This window comes from Luteolibacter pohnpeiensis (assembly GCF_016595435.1).
GTDB classification, from domain to species: domain Bacteria; phylum Verrucomicrobiota; class Verrucomicrobiia; order Verrucomicrobiales; family Akkermansiaceae; genus Luteolibacter; species Luteolibacter pohnpeiensis.
This window is the reverse complement of the sequence record NZ_JAENIJ010000005.1, coordinates 1-19,552: the sequence shown is the minus strand read 5'-3', so window position 1 is coordinate 19,552 and position 19,552 is coordinate 1. Positions and strand designations below refer to the sequence as shown.

Genomic DNA, 19,552 nt, shown 5'->3' with positions numbered 1-19,552 from the left:
ATTGTTAAACATCAACTTCGACCTGTTAGAATTTGAACGAAGCGGTCAGGCCTGCCCACGATTCATCACCACTATCCAAGGCATCCAGCGCAAATGCGTAACCAGCCAGGGGCTTCAGAGTAATTTGATCGGTGATCTTGATGGGTAATCCGACGGAGATCGTCAGGTTATCAAGTCCATTGCCACCCGATCGCAAACCGTCAGAAAATCCAAGTGCGGCGGAGGTTTCCAGAGAAAGCCGATCCGTCAGCTCTGTATTTCGCGAAAGTTTGAGTTCATCATACCAACCATCAGCGCGCTCGTTGTAGGAGAAGTAAGCGGTGGCTTGGATTCCGTAAGCAATCTCTGAGGAAGCACTGACAAAATACTCGTCACTATCGCTGCCTTTTCCACTTGGGAAGTGATACAAAATAACACCAGTCGAAAGTCTAACTGGCCCTACATCTTTATACAAATAAGCGCTCGGAGTAAGCTCGTTGTATTCACGATTTGAGGAATGACCACTATACAGATTGAAGTGGAAAAAGTTGAGCATATCGAGATCCAGCGAGCCCCAGTAGTTCTGCTCACCGAAGGATGAATCCACACCGCGATATACGTGGAGCGTTTCGAAACCAGCATTCAGAGATCCCGTGATCCAGGGATCTGATGTCGAGGTTGGAGTGATTGAAGTAAATGCATCAGGTTCCGTGGATGAACCGGCAAACAACATACTGGTTTGAAGCAGGCAAACTGAACATACAGCGCCGAACAACTTGGGTTTCATGAGTTTTAGGTTTTTGGGGTAGATGATGGGCTTTCACCCGTGTGTCACTGGGTTAAGTGACAAGGGAAACCATTCCATCAAAACCTAACTCATCAATGATATTTATTTGATAACATCAACCACAACAGCATTAAAACATCCTACAAACCCAATCACATATCTTTTAAACAGTTCCCGCACCGAACAAACCCAAGCGAAACCCAAGTTGAGGCGCAAAATTCCCAAGCTTCCGTCTTGGCAAAAGTTGGGAAAAAAGTTTTACTTTTTCGCCGCCATGTTGGTCTCCGAACGTCAAAAACTGATCCTGCACCGTATCCAGGTGCAAGGTTTCGTCCGCAACATCGATCTTGCGGAGGAATTTGGCGTCTCTGATGAGACGATTCGCAAGGATTTGACGGTGCTTGAACAAATGGGACGAGCGGTCCGGAACCATGGCGGAGCGGAGCGTCCTTCGCCGGATCGATTCGATCTGCCACTACCCGTCAGAACCGCCGTCAACGAACGGGAAAAGGACCTGATTGCCCGTGTCGCGGCTGACCTGATTTCCCCCCGTGAAACCATTTTTCTGGATGCGAGTTCGACAGTTCTCAGGCTGGCGGATCATCTCCCCGTGATGCCGCTCACGGTTGTCACCAATGCCCATCACATTGTTGTCAGTTTGGCGACCCGCCCGGACCTGACCTTGGTTTGCACCGGTGGCACCTATGAAAACCAGTCTCGAGGTTATACCGGCGCAATGGCAGAAGACGCGTCGAAACGCTTTGTGATCCGCAGTGCCTTTCTCGGTGTCGATGCACTGGACCCGGATCGCGGCGCGATGGATGTGAACCATGGACACGGCGTACTCAAACAGCGCCTGATCGAGCGTGTCGACCGGGTGATCATTCTGGCTGATTCAAGCAAACTCGGTGCCCGCAGTGCCTACCGGTTTGCAGACCTGAGCGATATTGATATTTTAGTCACGGATGACGCGGCTGCGCCTGAAATTCTCGCTCGATTCAAAGCCGCAGGCATCACCGTCATGGTTGCTAAATCATAACAAGTAAACAGCGGCATTTGATCAATGCCCTGATCTCGCAGGCTCAGTCTGTTCCCACCGTTCGCGGAATGATGGGCTTTCTTCACTAAGTCGCCTTGCCGCACTTTCCGCACGACTTCTGGCGCCAGTGAGCCAAGCGAATGAAACCGCTTCGAAATTCGATTCCACCCGATCTTCTTCAGTCGTGTCAGAACTGATATACTGCCGATAGAGGTCGATCAGGGAATCCGCATCAACCCGATCCCAGCCAACAAGTTCCCCCCCTAACATCAAACTTCCGTCTTTGGTCAGTTCCGCTGGTTGAACTTCAGAGGCATTCAACAGCTGCAATTGGGCAGCTCCATGCAATTCCCCGACGAGGGCTTTCATTCGTGTCATGAAACGAGCGGCCGCTTGAGACATCTCCTTTCTCGCAATCAGCGCGGGGGTGGAATTGGTTTTCAAGCCGATATCAATCATTGCGGTTGCGTCATCGAATCGGAGTTCGGCTTCGCATTCCCGCATCTCATCATAAGAGAAAACCGGCTCAGGTTTTTCAGGCTCTTGCAGTAAACCAGTCATGGCGTCCAGTGCCTTGCGGCGCTGCTGCAACACCAAAGCAGCCGGGCCGTTGGGTTGAACTTGCAGACTGAGCCGATCCAAATCCTCAAGTGCCTCCTTCAATTCCGTCTGGGATGAGGGGACCGATTTGAGCTTCACCTCTTCGGCCAACAAGTTGGCTTCTGTTCGATAACTGGCGGCAATCGATTGATAAATTAAAACCCAATGATCCTGCGGGCTGAGAACCGCATTGCCAACCCAGGCGAAGTCGTCTGCAGCTTGCTTGAAATGGTCCAGATCCCATTGCTCCAACCCTGCAATCATCATCAAGGTCACATCCGTTGCATCAGATGCCTCGCGCTCGGGAGGTGATAGTTCCCCACCCTGCTGCAATTGAGTCAAGGCATCCAGCAACCGGTTGGAAAGTTCCTGATCGGCAAGTCGTCCACCCTGCAAATGGTCGATCACTTTCCGCGCTTCATAACGGGCGTCATCCGGAGCACCTGCTAAAAACGCGGTCAGAACCACCTCAACTCCAGCAAAAGTCCGGGTGGGTTCTTGCACCGCCGCGTTGTTTCGCAACTCGGAAAAAAGCTTCCGCGCGGTTCCGTAATCCGCCGCGTTCAAGGCTTCGCGCGCTTGAGTGTAAATCTGAGCGATGTGCGCTGCCGCTTGCTCATTCGCTGACGTATCAACTACCGGCGTAACCGGTGCTACTAGAGCTTTAGGAGTTTCGACCGCTTCATCTTTTGGCATCAGCGACCAAGCGGCAAAGCCAAGTCCAATCAGCAAATTCGCCGCGACCACGGCAGTAAAGACGGTCTTGAGCTTTCTTGATTGCGCAGCCGCTTTATCGTCACTTAATGCAAGGTTGAGCTGGGATATCATTTCCCGATAAGAACCGAATCGATCTTTCGGATCGTAGGCCATCGCGCGATCCACAATCCGACAAATCTCGGCCGAGAGGTGTGGTGCCACATGTTTCAGGGGCACCACTTTCTTCTTCGCTTCCCGCAAAACGTCCGTCGCCATGGTTTCCTCCGAACAGGAAGGGACTCCAGCCAATGCATGATATAAGGTTGCTCCAAATGAATAAATATCGGAGCGGAAATCTTCCTCCTGGCCCTCTATGGTTTCGGGAGGAACGTAGTACGGCGTTGCCCATAGTTCCTCAGCCTTGGCTTTTCCACCCTTGGTGACCAATGCCAGCCCGAAGTCGACGATCTTGGCATTTCCCTGTGCGTCTAACAAAATGTTCCCCGGCTTTACATCGCGATGAATCAAGCCTGCCTGCCACGCTGCTTCCAGGCCTTCGGCAATCTGGATCGATAACGGCAGCATTTCCATTTCAGGCACTTTCCCGCGTCGTTTGATGAACGTCTCGAAATGCCCTCCAGGAACCAATTCCATGGCGATGAAAAATCGCCCGAACGCTCTACCCGTGGTAAAAACTTTTACGACGTGCGGATGACTGAAGGATGCGGTGATCCTTGCTTCTTCCTCGAACGCCAGGATGCGCCGTTCGTCTGCGGAATAAGTTTCGTTAAGAATCTTCAAGGCGACTTCGCGACCCAAGGTGTTGTCGCGCCCCACGTAAACGACGCTCATCCCACCGTGCGTGAGCCGCCTCACCAAGGTGTATGGACCGAAGTCGATATTCACCAAGTTATCCCCTTTGCAGAACGGGCATTCCACCATCGAAAATGGCTCGATCGCGGAAACATTCATCGACTCCCCACATTCCTGACATGAAAATAACTCCTCTTCCGCCTCCGCCATGTGCTGGATGATAGCGAACGAAAAATTGGCGCGCAAACTTGAAACTTGCCGCGCGATCCAATGCGGAAACACTCGGCGTCGTGGAAATCCATGTCGAAGAAACTACCGGAGAGCGCCTTGACGCGTTTCTTGCGACTCAACTCGCCGATTTGTCCCGGTCCCGCATCCAGACCCTGATTCGGGAGCAATTTATTTTGGTTAATGGGAATCCAGCGAAACCGCGCGACACCGTTCGAGCCGGAGACAGCATCAGTGTCGCCTTGCCAGAGGCGGTTCCAGATATCGCCCAGCCTCAGGACATTCCGCTCGATGTGCTTTATGAGGATGATGACCTCTTGGTGATCCATAAACAAACCGGCATGGTGGTCCATCCCGCCGCAGGAAACCCGGATGGCACTCTGGTAAATGCCCTTCTCCACCACTGCCATGGCCAACTTTCAGGCATCGGCGGCGTAGAGCGGCCCGGCATCGTGCATCGACTCGACAAGGACACCTCCGGCTGCCTGGTCGTGGCCAAAACCGACGCGGCTCATCAATCGCTCACCGGGCAATTCGCCGAGCGGACGACCATGGAAAAGCTTTACCTCGCCGTGACCCAGGGAATTCCGACCCCGGAGCGCGACACGATTTTCACCCACATCGGTCGGCACCCGGTGAATCGCCAGAAAATGGCAGTCGTCAATCCGCCCGGAGGCAAACCCGCGATTACGGATTACGAAATTCTGCACACGGATCTGGAAACCCGCACGGCCTTGGTCCTCTGCCACCTGCACACCGGTAGAACCCATCAAATCCGGGTCCACCTCCATCACAAGGGCTCGCCCATCGTCGGCGATCCGATTTACGCCAAAAAAGCCAAATCAACCGTTAAAACGGGCCGCCTGATGCTTCATGCCTGGAAACTCAGCTTTGCCCATCCAATATCTGGCGAAACCGTTCGATTTGAGGCACCCATTCCACCAGAATTCACTCCCTGGACCCAAAATGCCAATCTTCCGACATGAACGACGATATCCTTCCTGAACTTCTTCTCGCCGTTGAGCAGCAATTGGTTTCTCCCCAGACTCCATACGTCGCCAAAGCCTTCAAACGCTTGACCGCCCTCGGTTTGGACGAAAATGAGGCGAAAACTCAGATTGCGATCGCCCTTGGGAAAGAAATGGAATCGGTGATGCGTAAAAAACGATCGTTTGACGAATCTGCTTATCGTGAGTTGTTAGATGAGCTACCTTTTGCGGAAGAAGACGACGAAGAAGAAGACGATCTCGAATAACCCGGCCATTCCCATGCAACGCAACTCCCATTCCTCACGCCGAGATTTCATCCGCAGACTTGCGGGAGCAGGATTGATCGCAGGCACAGGCGGTCAGCTTTTGCGGGCGGCTGAAGTAGCGGATGTAACGCTCCCGTTCGCCAATGGGGGCCGGAAGCTGGTGCAATTTCCCGGCAAGCGACCGCTCATTCTACTGACTTCGCGCCCGCCTCAACTCGAAACCCCGTTCGGCATTTTCAACGATGGCCTGCTGACTCCGAATGATGCCTTTTATGTCCGGTATCACCTGGCAGCGATCCCTCTCAGCATTGATCCGGATCAGTTCCGATTGGAAATCAAAGGCGTGGTCAAAACGCCACTCTCGCTTTCACTTCAGGATCTCAAAACCCAGTTCGAACAGATCGAAACCGTGGCCGTCGCCCAATGTTCCGGCAACAGCCGGGGTTTTTCCAATCCGCGGGTAGCGGGTGGTCAGCTTGGCAATGGCGCGATGGGCAATGCGCGCTGGAAGGGTGTGCGCCTGAAGGATGTTCTGGAAAAAGCAGGCCTTTCCGCGAAGGCTAAGCAAGTTTCGTTCGATGGACTCGACACCGCAGTGATCGATAAAACTCCGGATTTCGTCAAACCCCTGGATATCGAGCAAATCATGGCGGGAGAGATCATGATCGCCCACACCATGAATGGCGAAGATTTACCGATGTTGAACGGTTTCCCGTTGCGACTGGTCGTTCCCGGCTATTACGCGACCTATTGGGTGAAGCACCTGCACGAAGTCACCGTTTTGGAAGACGAGTTTGAGGGATTCTGGATGAATCCCGCCTACCGGATTCCTACCACTGGCGGCGGATTTATCGAGCCAGGCACCAAACCTGAGGCCACCGTTCCCATCAATTCTCTCAACGTCCGCTCGTTCATCACCAGTCACGCGGATCACGATACTCTTCCTGTCGGCAAGCCCACCACCATCCGCGGCATCGCATTTGACGGTGGCGAAGGAATCAAGGAAGTCGAGTTCTCGGCGGATGGCGGAAATTCCTGGCGCAGCGCCAAACTCGGCGAAGACCTGGGCCGCTTTTCGTTCCGTGAATGGACCATTCCGTTCACCCCCAGCAAAAAAGGCACTGCGCATTGGAAAGTCCGCGCATTCAATCGCATCGGAGCCAGCCAGCCGATGGAGCCGCTGTGGAATCCTTCAGGCTACATGAGGAATGTTGTAGAAACCGTTGAAGTCGAGATCGCCTAAGCCATGAAATACTTCATCTTCCCTGCCTTGTTAGGCCTGCTATCCATGGGTGCCATTCCTGCCGCATCCGGTGAGGCGAAAACCATTGAGTTACCGGTCCCGGAATCAGCCACCTACAAGCAAATCAAGGGGGTCGACTTGGCGATGTCCTATTGCTACACCTGCCACTCCGCTGAATACGCGGCATCCCAGCCCCCATTGCCACGCACGTTCTGGGCAGGAACCGTTGCGAAGATGCGTGACAAATTTGGCGCGCCGATCCCCGACTCGGTGGTCGAGGATCTCACCGACTATCTAACTGCCGCTTACGGCACCAAATAGAACTTCAGGCCAGGTCCTTCACCTGGACTTGGGCCCAGAGCTCCTTGAAGGTGCTGATGAAATTCTGGTGATCCGGGTGGTTCTGATAGATGTCGTGCTTTTCCACGCTCTCGAACTGCATGGTCAGCGCGTAATCCCAGGATTGATCCACAACCGGTCGCAATTCCACATCAGCGGGAACTGCCCAGCGTCCGCTGACAATCCCTTCGATCTCGAATAGTGCGGCCAGTCCTTGTTCAAAGGCGGCACGATCTGCCGGGTTCTTGTTTTCCTCCTTGAGCCAGAAATAAACGTGATGGTCCATGCCGCTTGGTAGCCGTGCAAGCCCGCGCCCGCAATCTTCATTCCTGAAATCCCTTGCCGAGCGGAGTTCACTCCCTACCATCAGCCCATTCCTATGAAATGCATTTTCGCCGTCTGCTCATCCTTGCTCCTGGCAATGCCGGCACTGCGGGCTCAATCCAAAGCCGCTACTCCTTCCGCCCCTTCTGCTGTTTACCACTCGGTGGTCCGAGTCGAGGTTGCCACTCAGGTCCCGGACTACGGCACTCCCTGGAATAGCGGTCGCTTCAGCGGCGGCATCGGCACCGGGTTCATCATCGGCGAAAACAAGATTCTCACCAACGCGCACGTTGCCTCAAATGCACGCCGCATTCTGATCACCATTCACGGATCGCCGGAAAAATACCCAGCCAAGGTTGAATACATCGCGCATGACTGTGACTTGGCCATCCTTTCGGTCGATGATTTCACGGACTTCGAATCGTTTCCCAAACTGGAACTCGGCGACATCCCGGCGCTTGAGTCCCAGGTCCGCGTGATCGGTTACCCGATCGGTGGAGATCGCATTTCCGTCACCCGCGGTGTGGTTTCCCGGGTCGATTTCCAACCCTACGCGCACAGCCGCGCAGATTCCCACCTGGTCGTGCAAATCGACGCCGCGATCAACCCCGGAAACTCCGGCGGTCCGGTGCTTCAGGACGGTAAAGTTGTGGGGGTTGCATTCCAGGGTCTCCGTCAAGCAGACAACACCGGCTACATCATCCCCACTCCTGTGGTGAAACGTTTCCTCAAGGATATTGAGGACGGCCATTATGATCATTATGCCGATCTGGGCATTTCAGAGTTCCCGCTCTTCAACCCTGCCATGCGTAAAGCACTCGGTTTGCCGAACGATGGCACGGGCGTGATGATTACCAACGTCGTTCCCGGCAGTTCATCCGATGGCATCCTGCAACCCGGCGATGTTCTGATGTCGCTGGATAAATACGCGGTCGACAGCGATGGCATGGTGCTCATCGATGGCGAAAAGGTGAATTTGAACGAAGTGATCGAACGGAAATTCGCTGGAGACAAGGTCGCCGTCCGGTTCAAACGCGATGAAGGATGGAACGACGTCGAGATCGAGCTGAAGCCGTTGAAGTGGTCCCGCATGTATGCGATTCAATACGAAAAAGATCCGCGCTATCTGGTTTTCGCCGGTTTGGTTTTCCAACCGCTCGACACCAATCTCTTCGCCACCTCTAAATTCACCGACGTCACGGTCCGCCGCCTCTACACGGACTACGTGCCGAAGGGGCTTTTCCAAAAACATAAGGACATCGTCGTTCTGACTCGGGTCGAATCCGATCCGGTAACCAGCCAGCTCACCGATTACGAAGGCTTTGCCGTCAACAAAATCAACGGAGTCGAAGTCACCGATCTGGTGCAGGCCAATGAGCTGCTCCACCCGGAAAATCCACCTGAGTTTTTCGTGATCGAACTCTTCGGTGCCGATCGCCCCATTGTCATCCCATCTTCCAAAGTGGATGACGCCAATCGCCGGGTGCAGAAAAACTACGGCATCGCCTCACTCAGCAATCTCAAGGACTGAATGAGCAACCGTGCTGGAGTTGCACTTGGCTCCAATCTTGGCAACCGCTTGGAAAACCTCCAGCACGCGAGAGATTGCCTGGCTACCGAGGCAACCATCTCAAATCTGCGGGCAGCTCCGGTTTATCAGAGTGTTCCGGTCAACTGCCCGCCCGGTTCACCCGATTTTTTCAACACCGTGGTCGATTTCGACTACGATGGCGATCCGGCCTCACTGCTGACACTCACTCAGCTAATCCAGGCAAAACTCGGCCGAACTGCTAGCGCAGAAAGAAACGCCCCGCGCATCATCGATCTGGATATCTTGTTTCTCGGCGATCAAATCTGCCAGACCGATGAGCTCGAAATCCCCCACCCGCGAATCGGAATTCGCAGGTTCGTCCTGAAACCATTGGCGGATCTATCTCCAGATCTGATGCTGCCCGGTCTGACACTCCCGGTCCGGTTGCTTTTGGAACAACTCTCTGAGGAAGATGAGCCGTTGGTCCGGCTTTACGAATCCTGGTGAGAAAGCGCATCCCGGCCATGCGCAGCGGTGAAATCAAGCGCTGGCCCGAGCGGCACAATCCGGCTCGGATTGATGTCATCGTGAGTGAAGTAATAATGCCGCTTGATGTGATCAAAATTCACAGTTCCTGCGATTCCCGGGTGCTGAAATAGATCCAGCAGATAGCCGTGAAGATTCGGGTAATCCACGATTCGCCGGAGATTGCATTTAAAATGGCCGTGGTAAACTGCATCGAACCTGACCAGCGTGCAAAAAAGTCTCCAATCCGCTTCAACAATCTGATCGCCAAACAGATATCGTTTGGTTGAGAGCCTCAGCTCCAGCTCGTCCAGTGCAGCAAAAAGCGCTTTGAAAGCCTTGTTGTATTCAGTCTGGGAAGTGGCAAAGCCCGCCCGGTAGACGCCGTTGTTGACGTTTTCGTAAATATATTGCGCCAGATTCGCATGCTCCGGCTCAAGTTCGGCAGGAAACAAATTGATCGACGATTCCGCAACTGCGCCAAAATCATCATTCAGCATGCGGCAGATATCGTCCTCTGAGTTGTTCACAATGACCGCTTTTTCCTTATCCCAGAGCACCGGCACCGTGATCCTTCCTTTGAAGGCGGCATCCGTCGCAAAATAGGCCTCACTCAGATAATTGAACCCATTGATCGGATCCTTTCCATAGCCAGGTCCTTCACGAAAGGCCCATCCTTTTTCATCGCGGATCGGGTCCACGACTGAAACCGAGATCGCCTTTTTCAAGCCTTTGACATTTCGCACGATCAGCGTCCGGGATGCCCACGGACAGGCCAATGAAATGTAGAGGTGATATCTTCCCGCGACCGCCGGAAATTGATCCGCATCGGGGGTACCCAGCCATTGGCGGAACTCATCGGCTTGCCTGACAAATCCGCCGTTCGCGTCTTGTTCGTCAGGAAATTGGGATTGGGCATTCATGGGATGGTAAAAGACATCGAATATCCACCCCATTCAGCGCGCCGCAAGTCACAAAAAAAGCAACCGCAGCAGGTCCTCCAACCTGCTGCGGCTGCCAGCCAACAAGCATAAACACACGGGAATTCGTCAAGCCTCTGCCAAACCGCCAATTGGTTTTGGCATCGGCTTTTCCTTCTTACGGAGAGCGCGGCGCATTTTTGTCAAAGCAGAATTCTGCAATTGGCGGATCCGTTCACGGGTCACACCAAACTCACGACCGACTTCCTCCAAAGTCAGCGGAGTATGACCACTGAGACCAAAACGGTCATCAATGATGCGTCGTTCACGGTCGTCCAAAACGGAAAGCAAACCGTCCAGTTCTCCATGAAGATTCTTATCGGAAAGCATGTCCAGCGGGTTCACGGCACGCTCGTCACCAATGACTTCGCCATATTCGGTCGCTTCCCCTTCGTTGATTGGGGCATCGAGCGAAGTCGGGCGTTGCGAAGCTTGCTTCAGCATGGCCAGCTTGCGGCGTGGCAAGCCGACTTCTTCGGCAAGCTCTTCATCGGTAGGCTCGCGACCGAGTGCTTCTGCGAGCATGGTCGAAATCCGGCGCATTTTTGCGATTTTATCGACCATATGGACGGGCAGACGAATCGTTTTCGATTGGTTTGCCAGTGCGCGCTTGATGGATTGCTTGATCCACCATGCGGCATAAGTCGAAAGTTTGCCGCCCTTTTCAGGGTCGAAACGTTCCACCGCCTTCATCAAACCGATGTTTCCTTCAGAAATCAAATCGGTCACAGGAAGGCCGTAGCTTGAATAATCTTGGGCGATTTTCACCACAAGTCGAAGGTTCGCGCGGATCATGTGAGCGCGTGCTTCAGGGTCGCCCTCTTTGATGCGCGCTGCGAGCGCGACTTCCTCTTCGGTAGTCAAAAGAGGGGTTTTTGAAATCTCGCGCAGGTAAAGTTTAAGGCTGCTGTCAGATTCGTAGGCCATAATTTTGTGGGGCAGGAGTTACTTGATTAAGCGAAGCCGGAGAGTAGTTTATTCCTAATATTTCGAGAAAAAATGCTTTGTAATGACATTCTGAGATCAGGAGAACATTTCAGAACGATCGTTGGCTTCCATGGACCATTCTATTCGCAGAATGCGTGCCCGCAGGAATAATTACTCATACCCTTGATAAATCAACAGTTGCGGAAGAACATCGTGACACATTGGCACTTTGCATCGTGCATAATGTCACGGTGCCGGGTCATTATGACACATTTCGCACCACGGTGTCGCGCCACTCGACAACTTAGATCGAGTTCCGCAAATTCGACGCGTGCTCGATATCTTATATCCCGTTCTTCGTTCGATATTGTTTCGCTTAGATGCGGAACAGGCCCATCATCTTAGTCTTTCCGGTCTCCGGGTTTGTGAAAAAGTGGGAGTTTTAAAGCTCCTCGCGGATTCACCCGAATTTGTCACCCCCGTCGAGTTGATGGGACTCACCTTTCCGAATCGAGTCGGCCTTGCCGCAGGGCTCGACAAAGAAGGAAACACGATCGACGCGTTCGGACGTCTCGGCTTCGGTTTCATCGAAATCGGCACCATCACTCCGCGGCCTCAAGCCGGAAATCCAAAGCCTCGATTGTTCCGACTGATCGATCACGAAGCGATCATCAATCGCATGGGTTTCAACAATCCCGGGATCGACGCCGGCGTCACCAACGTTCGCCAAAGCAAGGACTTCAACGGAGTCATCGGCTTCAACATCGGCAAAAACAAGGATACCCCGAACGAAAATGCCGCGGACGATTATCTCGCCTGCCTACGCGCCGCCTATCCGGTTGCAGATTATATTGCGGTCAATCTTTCATCCCCGAACACGCCGGGCTTACGCGATCTCCAAGGTGCGGAAGCGAGTGCGCGATTGCTGGAAAAGCTGAAGCAGGAACAACAAAAACTGGCCAGTGAGCATGGCAAATCCGTTCCGTTGTTGTTCAAGGTCGCGCCCGATTTGGAAGATCAGCACATTCAGGACCTGGCCAAAGTTTTCACCGACGGCGGATTGGATGGCCTCATTGCCACGAATACGACGCTGGATCGCCAGTCGGTCATGAGCCATCCGCGCGCCAACGAAGCGGGCGGCCTGTCAGGCAAACCGGTGTTCGATAAAAGCACCGCCGTTTTGGCCGCTTTTTCATCTCATTTGGGAAATAAAGTGCCGATTATCGGGGTCGGCGGCATTTCTTCTGTGGAAGAAGCGAAGGCAAAACTGGACGCAGGAGCTTCCCTCGTCCAAATCTACACATCATTCATTTATCAAGGCCCCAGACTCGTCCGCGAGCTTGCCGCATCCCTTTGACATTTCAAAATGCCCGATCTCCCCACCCCAGCCCGCCTAGAACAGGCGGTTTGCTCCGTTGTCCGCGGTCAGGAACCCGTCATTCGCCGCATCCTCGCCACCATGATTTCAGGCGGGCACGTCTTGCTCGAAGATTACCCGGGGACCGGGAAAACCACGATGGCTAAAGCAATCGCAGCCGCCATTTCCGGTTCGGTCTTCAAGCGGGTCCAATTCACCCCGGATCTCCTGCCGTCCGATATTCTTGGAATTTCCGTTCTCGATCCCCGCTCCCAGGAGTTCCGATTTCATCCCGGGCCGATCTTTACCAACATTCTTCTCGCGGACGAAATCAACCGCGCTTCACCGCGAACGCAAAGCGCGCTACTCGAAGCCATGGCCGAGGGCCAGGCAACGATTGAGGGAGAGCGACATGACTTCGGCAGTCTGTTTTTTGTGATCGCCACCCAAAATCCGGTCGAATTTCGCGGAACCTACCCGTTGCCGGAAGCACAGATGGACCGGTTCGCCCTGCAATGCACCCTCGGCTACGTCAGCGCGGCCGAAGAAGTCGCCATTTTGGCCGATCAAGTGCAAACGCATCCGGTGGACCAACTGGAACCGGTGGTCTCACGCGATGAAATCCTCGAACTGATGGATGCCGCGAAAAAAATCCGCTTCAGCGAAGAGCTGCGTCACTACACCGTGGCCCTGGTCGCAGCAACCCGCTCCCGGCCAGAGGTCCAACTCCCGGCCAGCCCGCGTGCCTCACTGGCATTGATGAAAGTTTCCCAGGCGCTGGCACTGTTTGAGGGCCTCGACTTCGTTTCTCCGGAAATCATCCAATCGGTCGCTGTCGACGTCATCGCCCACCGCCTGGTGCTGGCTCCTGAAGCGAAATATTTAGGACAAAATGCCCGACAAATCGTGGAGGACATCATTGCTCAAACACCGGTTCCCGTTTAGACCGAACAACCGCGATGAGTTCCGCTGCCACCGAGACGAAACGCCAGTCACCGCGACCGGAATGGTTGGATCGGACGCTGCACCGTGCTTACATGAAAAGCGCGGGTCCGCGGTATTTCTTCACCCGGCGGATCCTCCCAGCTGGTGTTGGACTCGCAGCAGTCCAGGTGATTTCCTGCGGATTGCTGATTGGCTACTGGAATAATGATGCGGTGCATCAAATCTTCTCCCTCGCCTTCGCCATCGGATTCATCGCGTTCTTCTGGATGCTGGCCAGACGGGCAAACATCCGCGCCATCCGCGAACTCCCGCGTTATGGGACTGTCGATGAAGTTCTGCGCTACCACCTCCATGTCACCAACCTGGCCCGAAGACGTCTCAGCCACGCATGGCTTTCAGAAACGGCGCCTGATCCACGGCCAAACTATGGGGATTTCCGCTTCAGCCGCGAGCCGGGCGAACATGAGCGCAATTGGTTCGATCGTACCCTGGCTTACTATCGCTGGAAGTGGCTGATTTATCATCGCCGGCTGTTCGAAGGAGGAAAGGCCAAGCTGCCGCTTGATCTCGCTCCTGGCGAAACCAAAATGAGCACCATCGAATTCATCCCACTCCGCCGCGGAGTCACCCAGTTGGAGGATTTGCGGGTGCTATTGCCCGATCCATTTGGCCTGCTGCAACGTTGCCGCAGAACCCAAACCGCCACATCCACCCTGACGGTTTTACCGAAGCGCTACCGCCTGCCGAATTTCGAAATGCCCGGAAACACGAGATTCCAAATCGGCGGCGATGCGACGGCCAATGCGATCGGCAATTCCGGCGAATTCGTCGGCCTGCGAGATTACCGCCCCGGCGACCCGCTGCGTCAGATTCATTGGAAAAGCTGGGCCCGAACCGGGCGGCCGATTGTGAAGGAGCTCGAAGACACGTTTTACCCTCGCTATGGGCTGATCCTCGATACCTTTTCCACCCCCAACGAGCGGGAAATCTTTGAAGCCGCAGTTTCTGTCGCGGCCTCATTTGTCGTCACTTTGGATAGTGGAGAGTCGCTGCTGGATTTGATGTTCATCAAGGACAAGGCCCACATGGTGACCGCAGGACGCGGAGTCGCCCGGACCGAGACCTTGCTGGAAGTCCTCGCCGGGGTTCACTCGGAAAGTGAACCGGCGTTCGAGCCTCTCACCAATTTGGTCCTGAAACACCGCGAGCTGCTCACTTCGTGCCTGGTCGTCCTGTGCGGCTGGGATTCACACCGTGCCGAATTTCTCCAAAACCTTGAACGTGGCGGAGTGCTATGCAGCGCGCTAGTCCTAGGCATCGGCCCGCGCCCGCAAGATGCTCCGATTCCTGGACAATGGTTGAACGTTCACCAGCTGGAACAAGACCTCCACCGTCTCCCGCGCCGACTCCCAACACTCAACTAATTCCGCCATCCCTACAGCCCTTCCACCGCCCCGTTATCTGCTTGGTTGCGCCCTCCTGTTCTGGGGGGCGATGACTGGAAATGTCATCGCGGCAGTGCTACTCGCCGTCATCGTCGAGACGGCGCATTTCGTCCGTCTTCGTTGGAATTTCGATGATCATGGCTACGCCAGATCCTGGCATCTCTCAACCATCGCCATCATCGTGCTGCTGGTCGTTTTTTGGTTGGATGACAGCCATCGCTCGCTCGCGGTCTCGCGCGTGATGGGCTGGCTACCGGTGCTGCTGTTTCCGGTCCAATTCACCCAATCCTACGGGCTTCAGACATCCATCCCGCTGAATATTTTCTCCTTTTTCGCCCGGCAAAGATACGAGCGAAATCTTCGTCATGGATTGCAGGAATCCGTGATTAAACTGAATTTCGGCAATGCCTACCTGGTGATCACGTTGGTGGCATCGACTTTGGGAGAACAAGCCAACCCCTATTTTTATCTGCCGGGGATCGTTTTGTTGATCGGGTGGCCCATGGTTCGGAATCGCCGGAAAAGACCTGCCGGAGTTCTTTTCGCCCTATTCATCGCCACTCTTTTTGCCCTCACCGGTCAAGCGACCCTGCACTTCGCCACCAGTAAATATAGCTATCGCGGCAAAGATTCAGGTTCAGGCACCGGCCTGGATGCGAAAACCTCCCATACGCAAATTGGAAAACTGGGTGATATCAAGGTATCGCGGGACATCCTCTGGCGATTGAAAATTCGAAAAGGAGACCCATTTCCAAGTTTGTTGCGAGCTGCCAGCTACAATCGCTACATCAACGGGACTTGGGATACACGATTGCCGCCGGGGTCACGTAGCTTGGTGCTCGATTTCCAGGATTTGAGTGCATACGGCACCTCGGATAGCGAAGATTATTACCTGATCCGCGCCAATGCAGATGGTAAGGAAGCAACTTTGCCGACCCTTCCGCGTTTTTCCATACGTGGCTCTGTAAACAACAAAAGCCTGCTCCCGATGCCCGGTAATGCGGCCAGCATCAAAGATTTCGAGCTGGATGGTATCGAGCGGAATTCGTTTGGAACCATCCGAATTTACCCACAGAACCCGATCATCGATGGGACCATCCTCTGGGGGGATCATCAAAGCCCGGAAGTACCGCCGTGGCCACAACAGGATCTCGCCGTCATCCGAAGTGAGTCGCGAACCGTCGCAGAAGTCGTTGAAAGCCTGGGGCTCAAATCCGCGCCGACCCTGGATGAGAAACTTAACATCGTGAAACGGTGGTTTGATCAAAATTTCACCTACACCCGCTATCTCAGCATCCCCGCCTTCTACGATGCGTCCGCCAATCCCACTACCGCCATTTCCCAATTCCTGACGACCGATCGCAAAGGGCACTGCGAATATTTCGCCACAGCGGCCACCCTGCTACTGCGGGAAGCCGGGGTTCCAACACGTTACACCATCGGCTTTGCCGTTCGGGAGACCGATCCAAAGGATGGAACCGCCGTCATCCGTGGTGAACATTGCCACGCGTGGTGCCGGGTATGGGATGAAAAAAACGGCATCTGGAAGGACTTCGACCCGACACCCGGAAATTGGTTCGCTCTCGAAGAGCAACGCCTTGGGAAATCCTCGTTCCAGTGGCTGGCAGATGGATTGCTGATCGCTCGGGAAGATTTCTTTCTGTGGAGAAACCGGCCGAAAAACCAACTTATCATTTCGATCATTGTGACCATCCTGGCGGTGGGTGCGCTGATTGTGATCATCCGCCGTCTTGCCAAATCGCGGCATGTGGTTCACGAGCATCAGTCTGCGGAATCTGTTTTCGAAAGCAACATCCGCACTGCGCTCAACGAATTGGAACCCACAGCCAAAAAAATTCTGGGACCCCGCCCGCCCGGGCAATCGCTCCCGCAATGGCTGCTTCCCCTGCAGGGCTTGATCGCTGCACCTGAGCTTGTCGCCGAAGCCATCACCTTGCATCAAAAACTGCGCTTTGACCCCGCGCCCTCATCGAAATCGGTAAAAGACCGCCTGCAATCGCTTGCAGATCAAATTCGGGAGCAACTTGATCGCTTGGCCGATGCCAAGGCGTGAACATGAAAAGAGGCCGGATGCATCATCCGGCCTCTTACTCAAATTCTGCTCTGCGAGCGCGGTTACTTCGCAGCGTTGACCACGGCCTCGGTGGTGATGCCGAGTTCCTTGAAGACAACATTTCCCGGTGCGCTCAGGCCGAAACGATCGATGCCGATCGCCTTGCCATCCGTGCCCAGGTATTTCCACCACAGCCCGGTGATGCCGGCCTCGATCGAGATCCGTTTCGTGACCGCTTTTGGCAATACTTCCTCTTGATAGTCAGCGCCTTGGCGATCAAATCGCTCAAAACAAGGCATGGAGACGACCCGGACACCGTCGCCCAACTGATCCGCCGCATCCATTGCGTATTGAAGCTCAGAACCGGACGCCATCAGGATGGTGGTCAGCTCACCCTTCTCCTTGCGCGCGATATAGCCACCGCGCTGCGCACCATCGCGGCGCTCAGCCACGGAAACCGAAGTCTGCAATGGGATTGCCTGACGAGTCAGGATCAGTGCGGTCGGTCCATCCGTCCGCTGCATCGCCGCAATGAAGGCACCAGCCGTTTCCTCGGCATCTCCAGGACGGATGACATCCAAATTCGGAATCACGCGCAGGCTGCTCACTGTTTCCACCGGTTGGTGGGTCGGGCCGTCTTCGCCGACTCCCACGGAATCATGAGTAAAGATATAGGTAACCGGAATGTGCGAAAGTGCCGCCAATCGGATCGATCCACGCATGTAATCCGCGAAGGCAAGGAAGGTCGCGCCACTCACCCGGAAAATGCCGTCATAGGCGATGCCGTTGCAGATCGCGCCCATGCCGTGTTCACGAATGCCGAACCAGATATTCCGGCCTAGCGGATTTCCGGTTGAATAATCACCGCCATCCTTGAGGTAGTTTTTGGTCGAACCGAAAAGGTCCGCACTGCCGGTCAACAGCTGAGGCATCGCCTTGGCGACTGCATTGATCACCGTGCTTCCAGCCGAACGGGTTGCGTCCTTGTAATCCGCAGCGAATTCAGGAATCGCACTGCTGAGGTCTGTCGGAGCGGAAAGCGCAATCCCTGCAGTCAATTCAGCTGCCAGCTCAGGATTCGCAGCGGCCCAGGCATCGTAAGTCGCTTGCCAGGCATCGAAAGCTTTCTTCGATTCCTCTTTTTTCGCGGCGAAATACGCTTTCGTTTCTTCCGAGACGAAAAACAGCTCCTCTTTCGGCAAACCGAGCCCGGCGCGAGCCGCTTCGATAAACTTCGCTCCACCTTCGCCGTGGCCCTTGGAAGTGCCTGCCACTTCAGGAATTCCCTTAGCGATCACGGTTTTGGCAATGATCACCTTCGGCCGACCGTTCTGGGTCGCCTTGGCTTTCTCGACAGCTTCCGCGATGGCAGCCAAATCATGGCCATCAATGGTGACCGCATCCCAGCATTGAGAATGGAAATACTCCTCGGCATCCTCACCTTGAGTGATTTCAGCCATCGCATCCAGCGTCACGTTGTTGGAATCATAGATGAGGATCAAATTGTCCAAACCGGAATGCCCCGCGAAAGCGATGGCTTCTTTCGCAACCCCTTCTTGAAGACAGCCGTCCCCCATGATCGCGACCACATGGTGATCAAACACCACATGCTCTGCGGTGTTGAATTTCGCAGCCGCGCGCTTGCCGGAAAGCGCATAGCCCACGGCGTTACCCACTCCCTGTCCCAGAGGACCCGTCGTCGCTTCGACGCCTGGCGTTTCATGGAACTCAGGATGTCCTGGAGTGATCGAGCCAAGCTGGCGGAAATTTTTCACTTCTTCGAGGGACACCGCGTAGCCCGAAAGATGGAGCCAGCTGTAGAGGAACATCGAGCCGTGACCTGCAGACAGGACAAAGCGATCGCGGTTCAACCATTTCGGGGCATCAGGATTATACCGGAGAGCCTCGCCGAAAAGGACGGCACCGATCTCCGCGCAGCCGAGAGGCAGACCGAGATGTCCGGAGTTACAGGCATGGATGGCATCCATGGCGAGGCCACGGGCTTCATTGGCGGCTTTTGCGAGCACGGTTGTATTCATAAGTGAAATTCGTTTCCGGCGGTTTGAAAATCCGGATTGAAGGGAGGTTAAGAGACCACCCGGGGATGACAAGTCACCATTCACACCTTCCGTGCCTGAGGCACGAAACCGGGTAATGAAAAAAATTCGAATTTTTCATCAAAAAGGTCTTGCCTTTAATCCGCTGGTGGGATTCTTTCTCGCCGCACCGCGACTTACGACCCGTTCGTCTATCGGTTAGGACTCCAGGTTTTCATCCTGGCAAGAAGGGTTCGATTCCCTTACGGGTCGCCATTTTCCAACTGTCTGGAAAATGAGCGCACGACAGCCCCTCTGGGGTCTACACCAAAGATGGGTCTACACCAAAGATTGGGGATGAGGCTTTTTTGTTGAGGTTTTGAGGTTGGATTGATGATGGATTTTTAGCCGCATTGGGCGATCACGCGG

At 54.5% G+C, this 19,552-nt stretch carries 17 protein-coding genes and 1 tRNA gene; 12 read left to right on the top strand and 6 right to left on the bottom strand.

The window, feature by feature from the left end:
• Nucleotides 1-25 precede the first annotated feature (25 nt).
• Entirely contained in the window at nucleotides 26-766 is a 741-nt protein-coding gene (locus JIN85_RS04330; protein ID WP_200268010.1) for a hypothetical protein, read from the bottom strand.
• A 274-nt stretch (nucleotides 767-1,040) separates the two neighbouring features.
• Here JIN85_RS04330 and JIN85_RS04325 point away from each other — a divergent pair, with 274 nt between their 5' ends.
• On the top strand, nucleotides 1,041-1,805 hold the full coding sequence (locus JIN85_RS04325) for a DeoR/GlpR family DNA-binding transcription regulator (protein WP_200268009.1): 765 nt from the start codon (nucleotides 1,041-1,043) through the stop codon (nucleotides 1,803-1,805).
• Between the two features lie 21 nt (nucleotides 1,806-1,826).
• On the opposite strand, the gene JIN85_RS04320 is transcribed toward JIN85_RS04325, so the two are convergent.
• Entirely contained in the window at nucleotides 1,827-4,160 is a 2,334-nt protein-coding gene (locus JIN85_RS04320) for a serine/threonine-protein kinase (protein ID WP_200268008.1), read from the bottom strand.
• 2 nt (nucleotides 4,161-4,162) lie between these two features.
• Between JIN85_RS04320 and JIN85_RS04315 the strand changes: the two genes are divergently transcribed.
• The 4 genes from JIN85_RS04315 to JIN85_RS04300 are packed head-to-tail and all read left to right on the top strand — an operon-like array spanning nucleotide 4,163 to nucleotide 6,961.
• Entirely contained in the window at nucleotides 4,163-5,128 is a 966-nt protein-coding gene (locus tag JIN85_RS04315; protein ID WP_234047230.1) for an RluA family pseudouridine synthase, read from the top strand.
• Nucleotides 5,125-5,397 (top strand): hypothetical protein, encoded by a 273-nt coding sequence (locus tag JIN85_RS04310; RefSeq protein ID WP_200268007.1) that lies wholly within the window; start codon nucleotides 5,125-5,127, stop codon nucleotides 5,395-5,397. Before JIN85_RS04315 ends, JIN85_RS04310 begins: the two co-directional genes overlap by 4 nt.
• A gap of 13 nt (nucleotides 5,398-5,410) precedes the next feature.
• Nucleotides 5,411-6,640, top strand: a complete 1,230-nt coding sequence (sorA, locus tag JIN85_RS04305) for a SorA family sulfite dehydrogenase catalytic subunit (protein WP_200268006.1) — start codon at nucleotides 5,411-5,413, stop codon at nucleotides 6,638-6,640.
• 3 nt (nucleotides 6,641-6,643) lie between these two features.
• A complete protein-coding gene (locus JIN85_RS04300; protein ID WP_200268005.1) occupies nucleotides 6,644-6,961 on the top strand; it encodes a cytochrome c in 318 nt (105 codons plus the stop codon).
• 4 nt (nucleotides 6,962-6,965) lie between these two features.
• Here JIN85_RS04300 and JIN85_RS04295 read toward each other — a convergent pair whose 3' ends face one another.
• Complete coding sequence (locus JIN85_RS04295; protein ID WP_200268004.1) at nucleotides 6,966-7,265, bottom strand: Dabb family protein; 300 nt, start codon at nucleotides 7,263-7,265, stop codon at nucleotides 6,966-6,968.
• Nucleotides 7,266-7,358: 93 nt separating this feature from the next.
• Between JIN85_RS04295 and JIN85_RS04290 the strand changes: the two genes are divergently transcribed.
• Together JIN85_RS04290 and folK are read left to right on the top strand one after the other, a co-directional pair.
• Entirely contained in the window at nucleotides 7,359-8,834 is a 1,476-nt protein-coding gene (locus JIN85_RS04290; RefSeq protein ID WP_200268003.1) for a S1C family serine protease, read from the top strand.
• Complete coding sequence (folK, locus tag JIN85_RS04285) at nucleotides 8,835-9,341, top strand: 2-amino-4-hydroxy-6-hydroxymethyldihydropteridine diphosphokinase (RefSeq protein WP_200268002.1); 507 nt, start codon at nucleotides 8,835-8,837, stop codon at nucleotides 9,339-9,341.
• Here folK and JIN85_RS04280 read toward each other — a convergent pair.
• Nucleotides 9,326-10,282 (bottom strand): glutathione S-transferase family protein, encoded by a 957-nt coding sequence (locus tag JIN85_RS04280; RefSeq protein WP_200268001.1) that lies wholly within the window; start codon nucleotides 10,280-10,282, stop codon nucleotides 9,326-9,328. The two genes, folK and JIN85_RS04280, sit on opposite strands and share 16 nt — an antisense overlap.
• Before the next feature lie 126 nt (nucleotides 10,283-10,408).
• On the bottom strand, nucleotides 10,409-11,266 hold the full coding sequence (locus JIN85_RS04275; protein WP_200268000.1) for a sigma-70 family RNA polymerase sigma factor: 858 nt from the start codon (nucleotides 11,264-11,266) through the stop codon (nucleotides 10,409-10,411).
• Between the two features lie 331 nt (nucleotides 11,267-11,597).
• Between JIN85_RS04275 and JIN85_RS04270 the strand changes: the two genes are divergently transcribed.
• The 4 genes from JIN85_RS04270 (at nucleotide 11,598) to JIN85_RS04255 (ending at nucleotide 17,087) form a co-directional block, all read left to right on the top strand.
• Nucleotides 11,598-12,623 carry a quinone-dependent dihydroorotate dehydrogenase gene (locus tag JIN85_RS04270; protein WP_200267999.1) on the top strand — a complete coding sequence of 342 codons (1,026 nt, stop codon included), beginning with the start codon at nucleotides 11,598-11,600 and terminating at the stop codon, nucleotides 12,621-12,623.
• A 9-nt stretch (nucleotides 12,624-12,632) separates the two neighbouring features.
• Nucleotides 12,633-13,568 (top strand): AAA family ATPase, encoded by a 936-nt coding sequence (locus JIN85_RS04265; RefSeq protein WP_200267998.1) that lies wholly within the window; start codon nucleotides 12,633-12,635, stop codon nucleotides 13,566-13,568.
• Nucleotides 13,569-13,582: 14 nt separating this feature from the next.
• The gene (locus JIN85_RS04260) at nucleotides 13,583-14,992 is read left to right on the top strand and encodes a DUF58 domain-containing protein (protein ID WP_200267997.1); all 1,410 of its coding nucleotides are present in this window, start codon (nucleotides 13,583-13,585) and stop codon (nucleotides 14,990-14,992) included.
• A gap of 70 nt (nucleotides 14,993-15,062) precedes the next feature.
• Nucleotides 15,063-17,087: a transglutaminase-like domain-containing protein gene (locus JIN85_RS04255; RefSeq protein WP_200267996.1), complete on the top strand. Its 2,025-nt coding sequence runs from the start codon at nucleotides 15,063-15,065 to the stop codon at nucleotides 17,085-17,087.
• A gap of 62 nt (nucleotides 17,088-17,149) precedes the next feature.
• On the opposite strand, the gene tkt is transcribed toward JIN85_RS04255, so the two are convergent.
• Nucleotides 17,150-19,135 carry a transketolase gene (gene tkt / locus JIN85_RS04250; protein WP_343225487.1) on the bottom strand — a complete coding sequence of 662 codons (1,986 nt, stop codon included), beginning with the start codon at nucleotides 19,133-19,135 and terminating at the stop codon, nucleotides 17,150-17,152.
• Between the two features lie 189 nt (nucleotides 19,136-19,324).
• On the opposite strand from tkt, the gene JIN85_RS04245 reads away from it, so the two are divergent.
• A tRNA-Glu gene (locus JIN85_RS04245) sits at nucleotides 19,325-19,399 on the top strand.
• Nucleotides 19,400-19,552: the final 153 nt, after the last annotated feature.

Bases quoted from the DNA above. Each gene is read 5' to 3' on its own strand.
- JIN85_RS04330 (WP_200268010.1), bottom strand. From the start codon at position 766: ATGAAACCCAAGTTGTTCGGCGCTGTATGTTCAGTTTGCCTGCTTCAA.
- JIN85_RS04325 (WP_200268009.1), top strand. From the start codon at position 1,041: ATGTTGGTCTCCGAACGTCAAAAACTGATCCTGCACCGTATCCAGGTG.
- JIN85_RS04310 (WP_200268007.1), top strand. From the start codon at position 5,125: ATGAACGACGATATCCTTCCTGAACTTCTTCTCGCCGTTGAGCAGCAA.
- sorA (WP_200268006.1), top strand. From the start codon at position 5,411: ATGCAACGCAACTCCCATTCCTCACGCCGAGATTTCATCCGCAGACTT.
- JIN85_RS04300 (WP_200268005.1), top strand. From the start codon at position 6,644: ATGAAATACTTCATCTTCCCTGCCTTGTTAGGCCTGCTATCCATGGGT.
- JIN85_RS04295 (WP_200268004.1), bottom strand. From the start codon at position 7,265: ATGGACCATCACGTTTATTTCTGGCTCAAGGAGGAAAACAAGAACCCG.
- JIN85_RS04290 (WP_200268003.1), top strand. From the start codon at position 7,359: ATGAAATGCATTTTCGCCGTCTGCTCATCCTTGCTCCTGGCAATGCCG.
- folK (WP_200268002.1), top strand. From the start codon at position 8,835: ATGAGCAACCGTGCTGGAGTTGCACTTGGCTCCAATCTTGGCAACCGC.
- JIN85_RS04280 (WP_200268001.1), bottom strand. From the start codon at position 10,282: ATGAATGCCCAATCCCAATTTCCTGACGAACAAGACGCGAACGGCGGA.
- JIN85_RS04275 (WP_200268000.1), bottom strand. From the start codon at position 11,266: ATGGCCTACGAATCTGACAGCAGCCTTAAACTTTACCTGCGCGAGATT.
- JIN85_RS04265 (WP_200267998.1), top strand. From the start codon at position 12,633: ATGCCCGATCTCCCCACCCCAGCCCGCCTAGAACAGGCGGTTTGCTCC.
- JIN85_RS04260 (WP_200267997.1), top strand. From the start codon at position 13,583: ATGAGTTCCGCTGCCACCGAGACGAAACGCCAGTCACCGCGACCGGAA.
- JIN85_RS04255 (WP_200267996.1), top strand. From the start codon at position 15,063: ATGACTGGAAATGTCATCGCGGCAGTGCTACTCGCCGTCATCGTCGAG.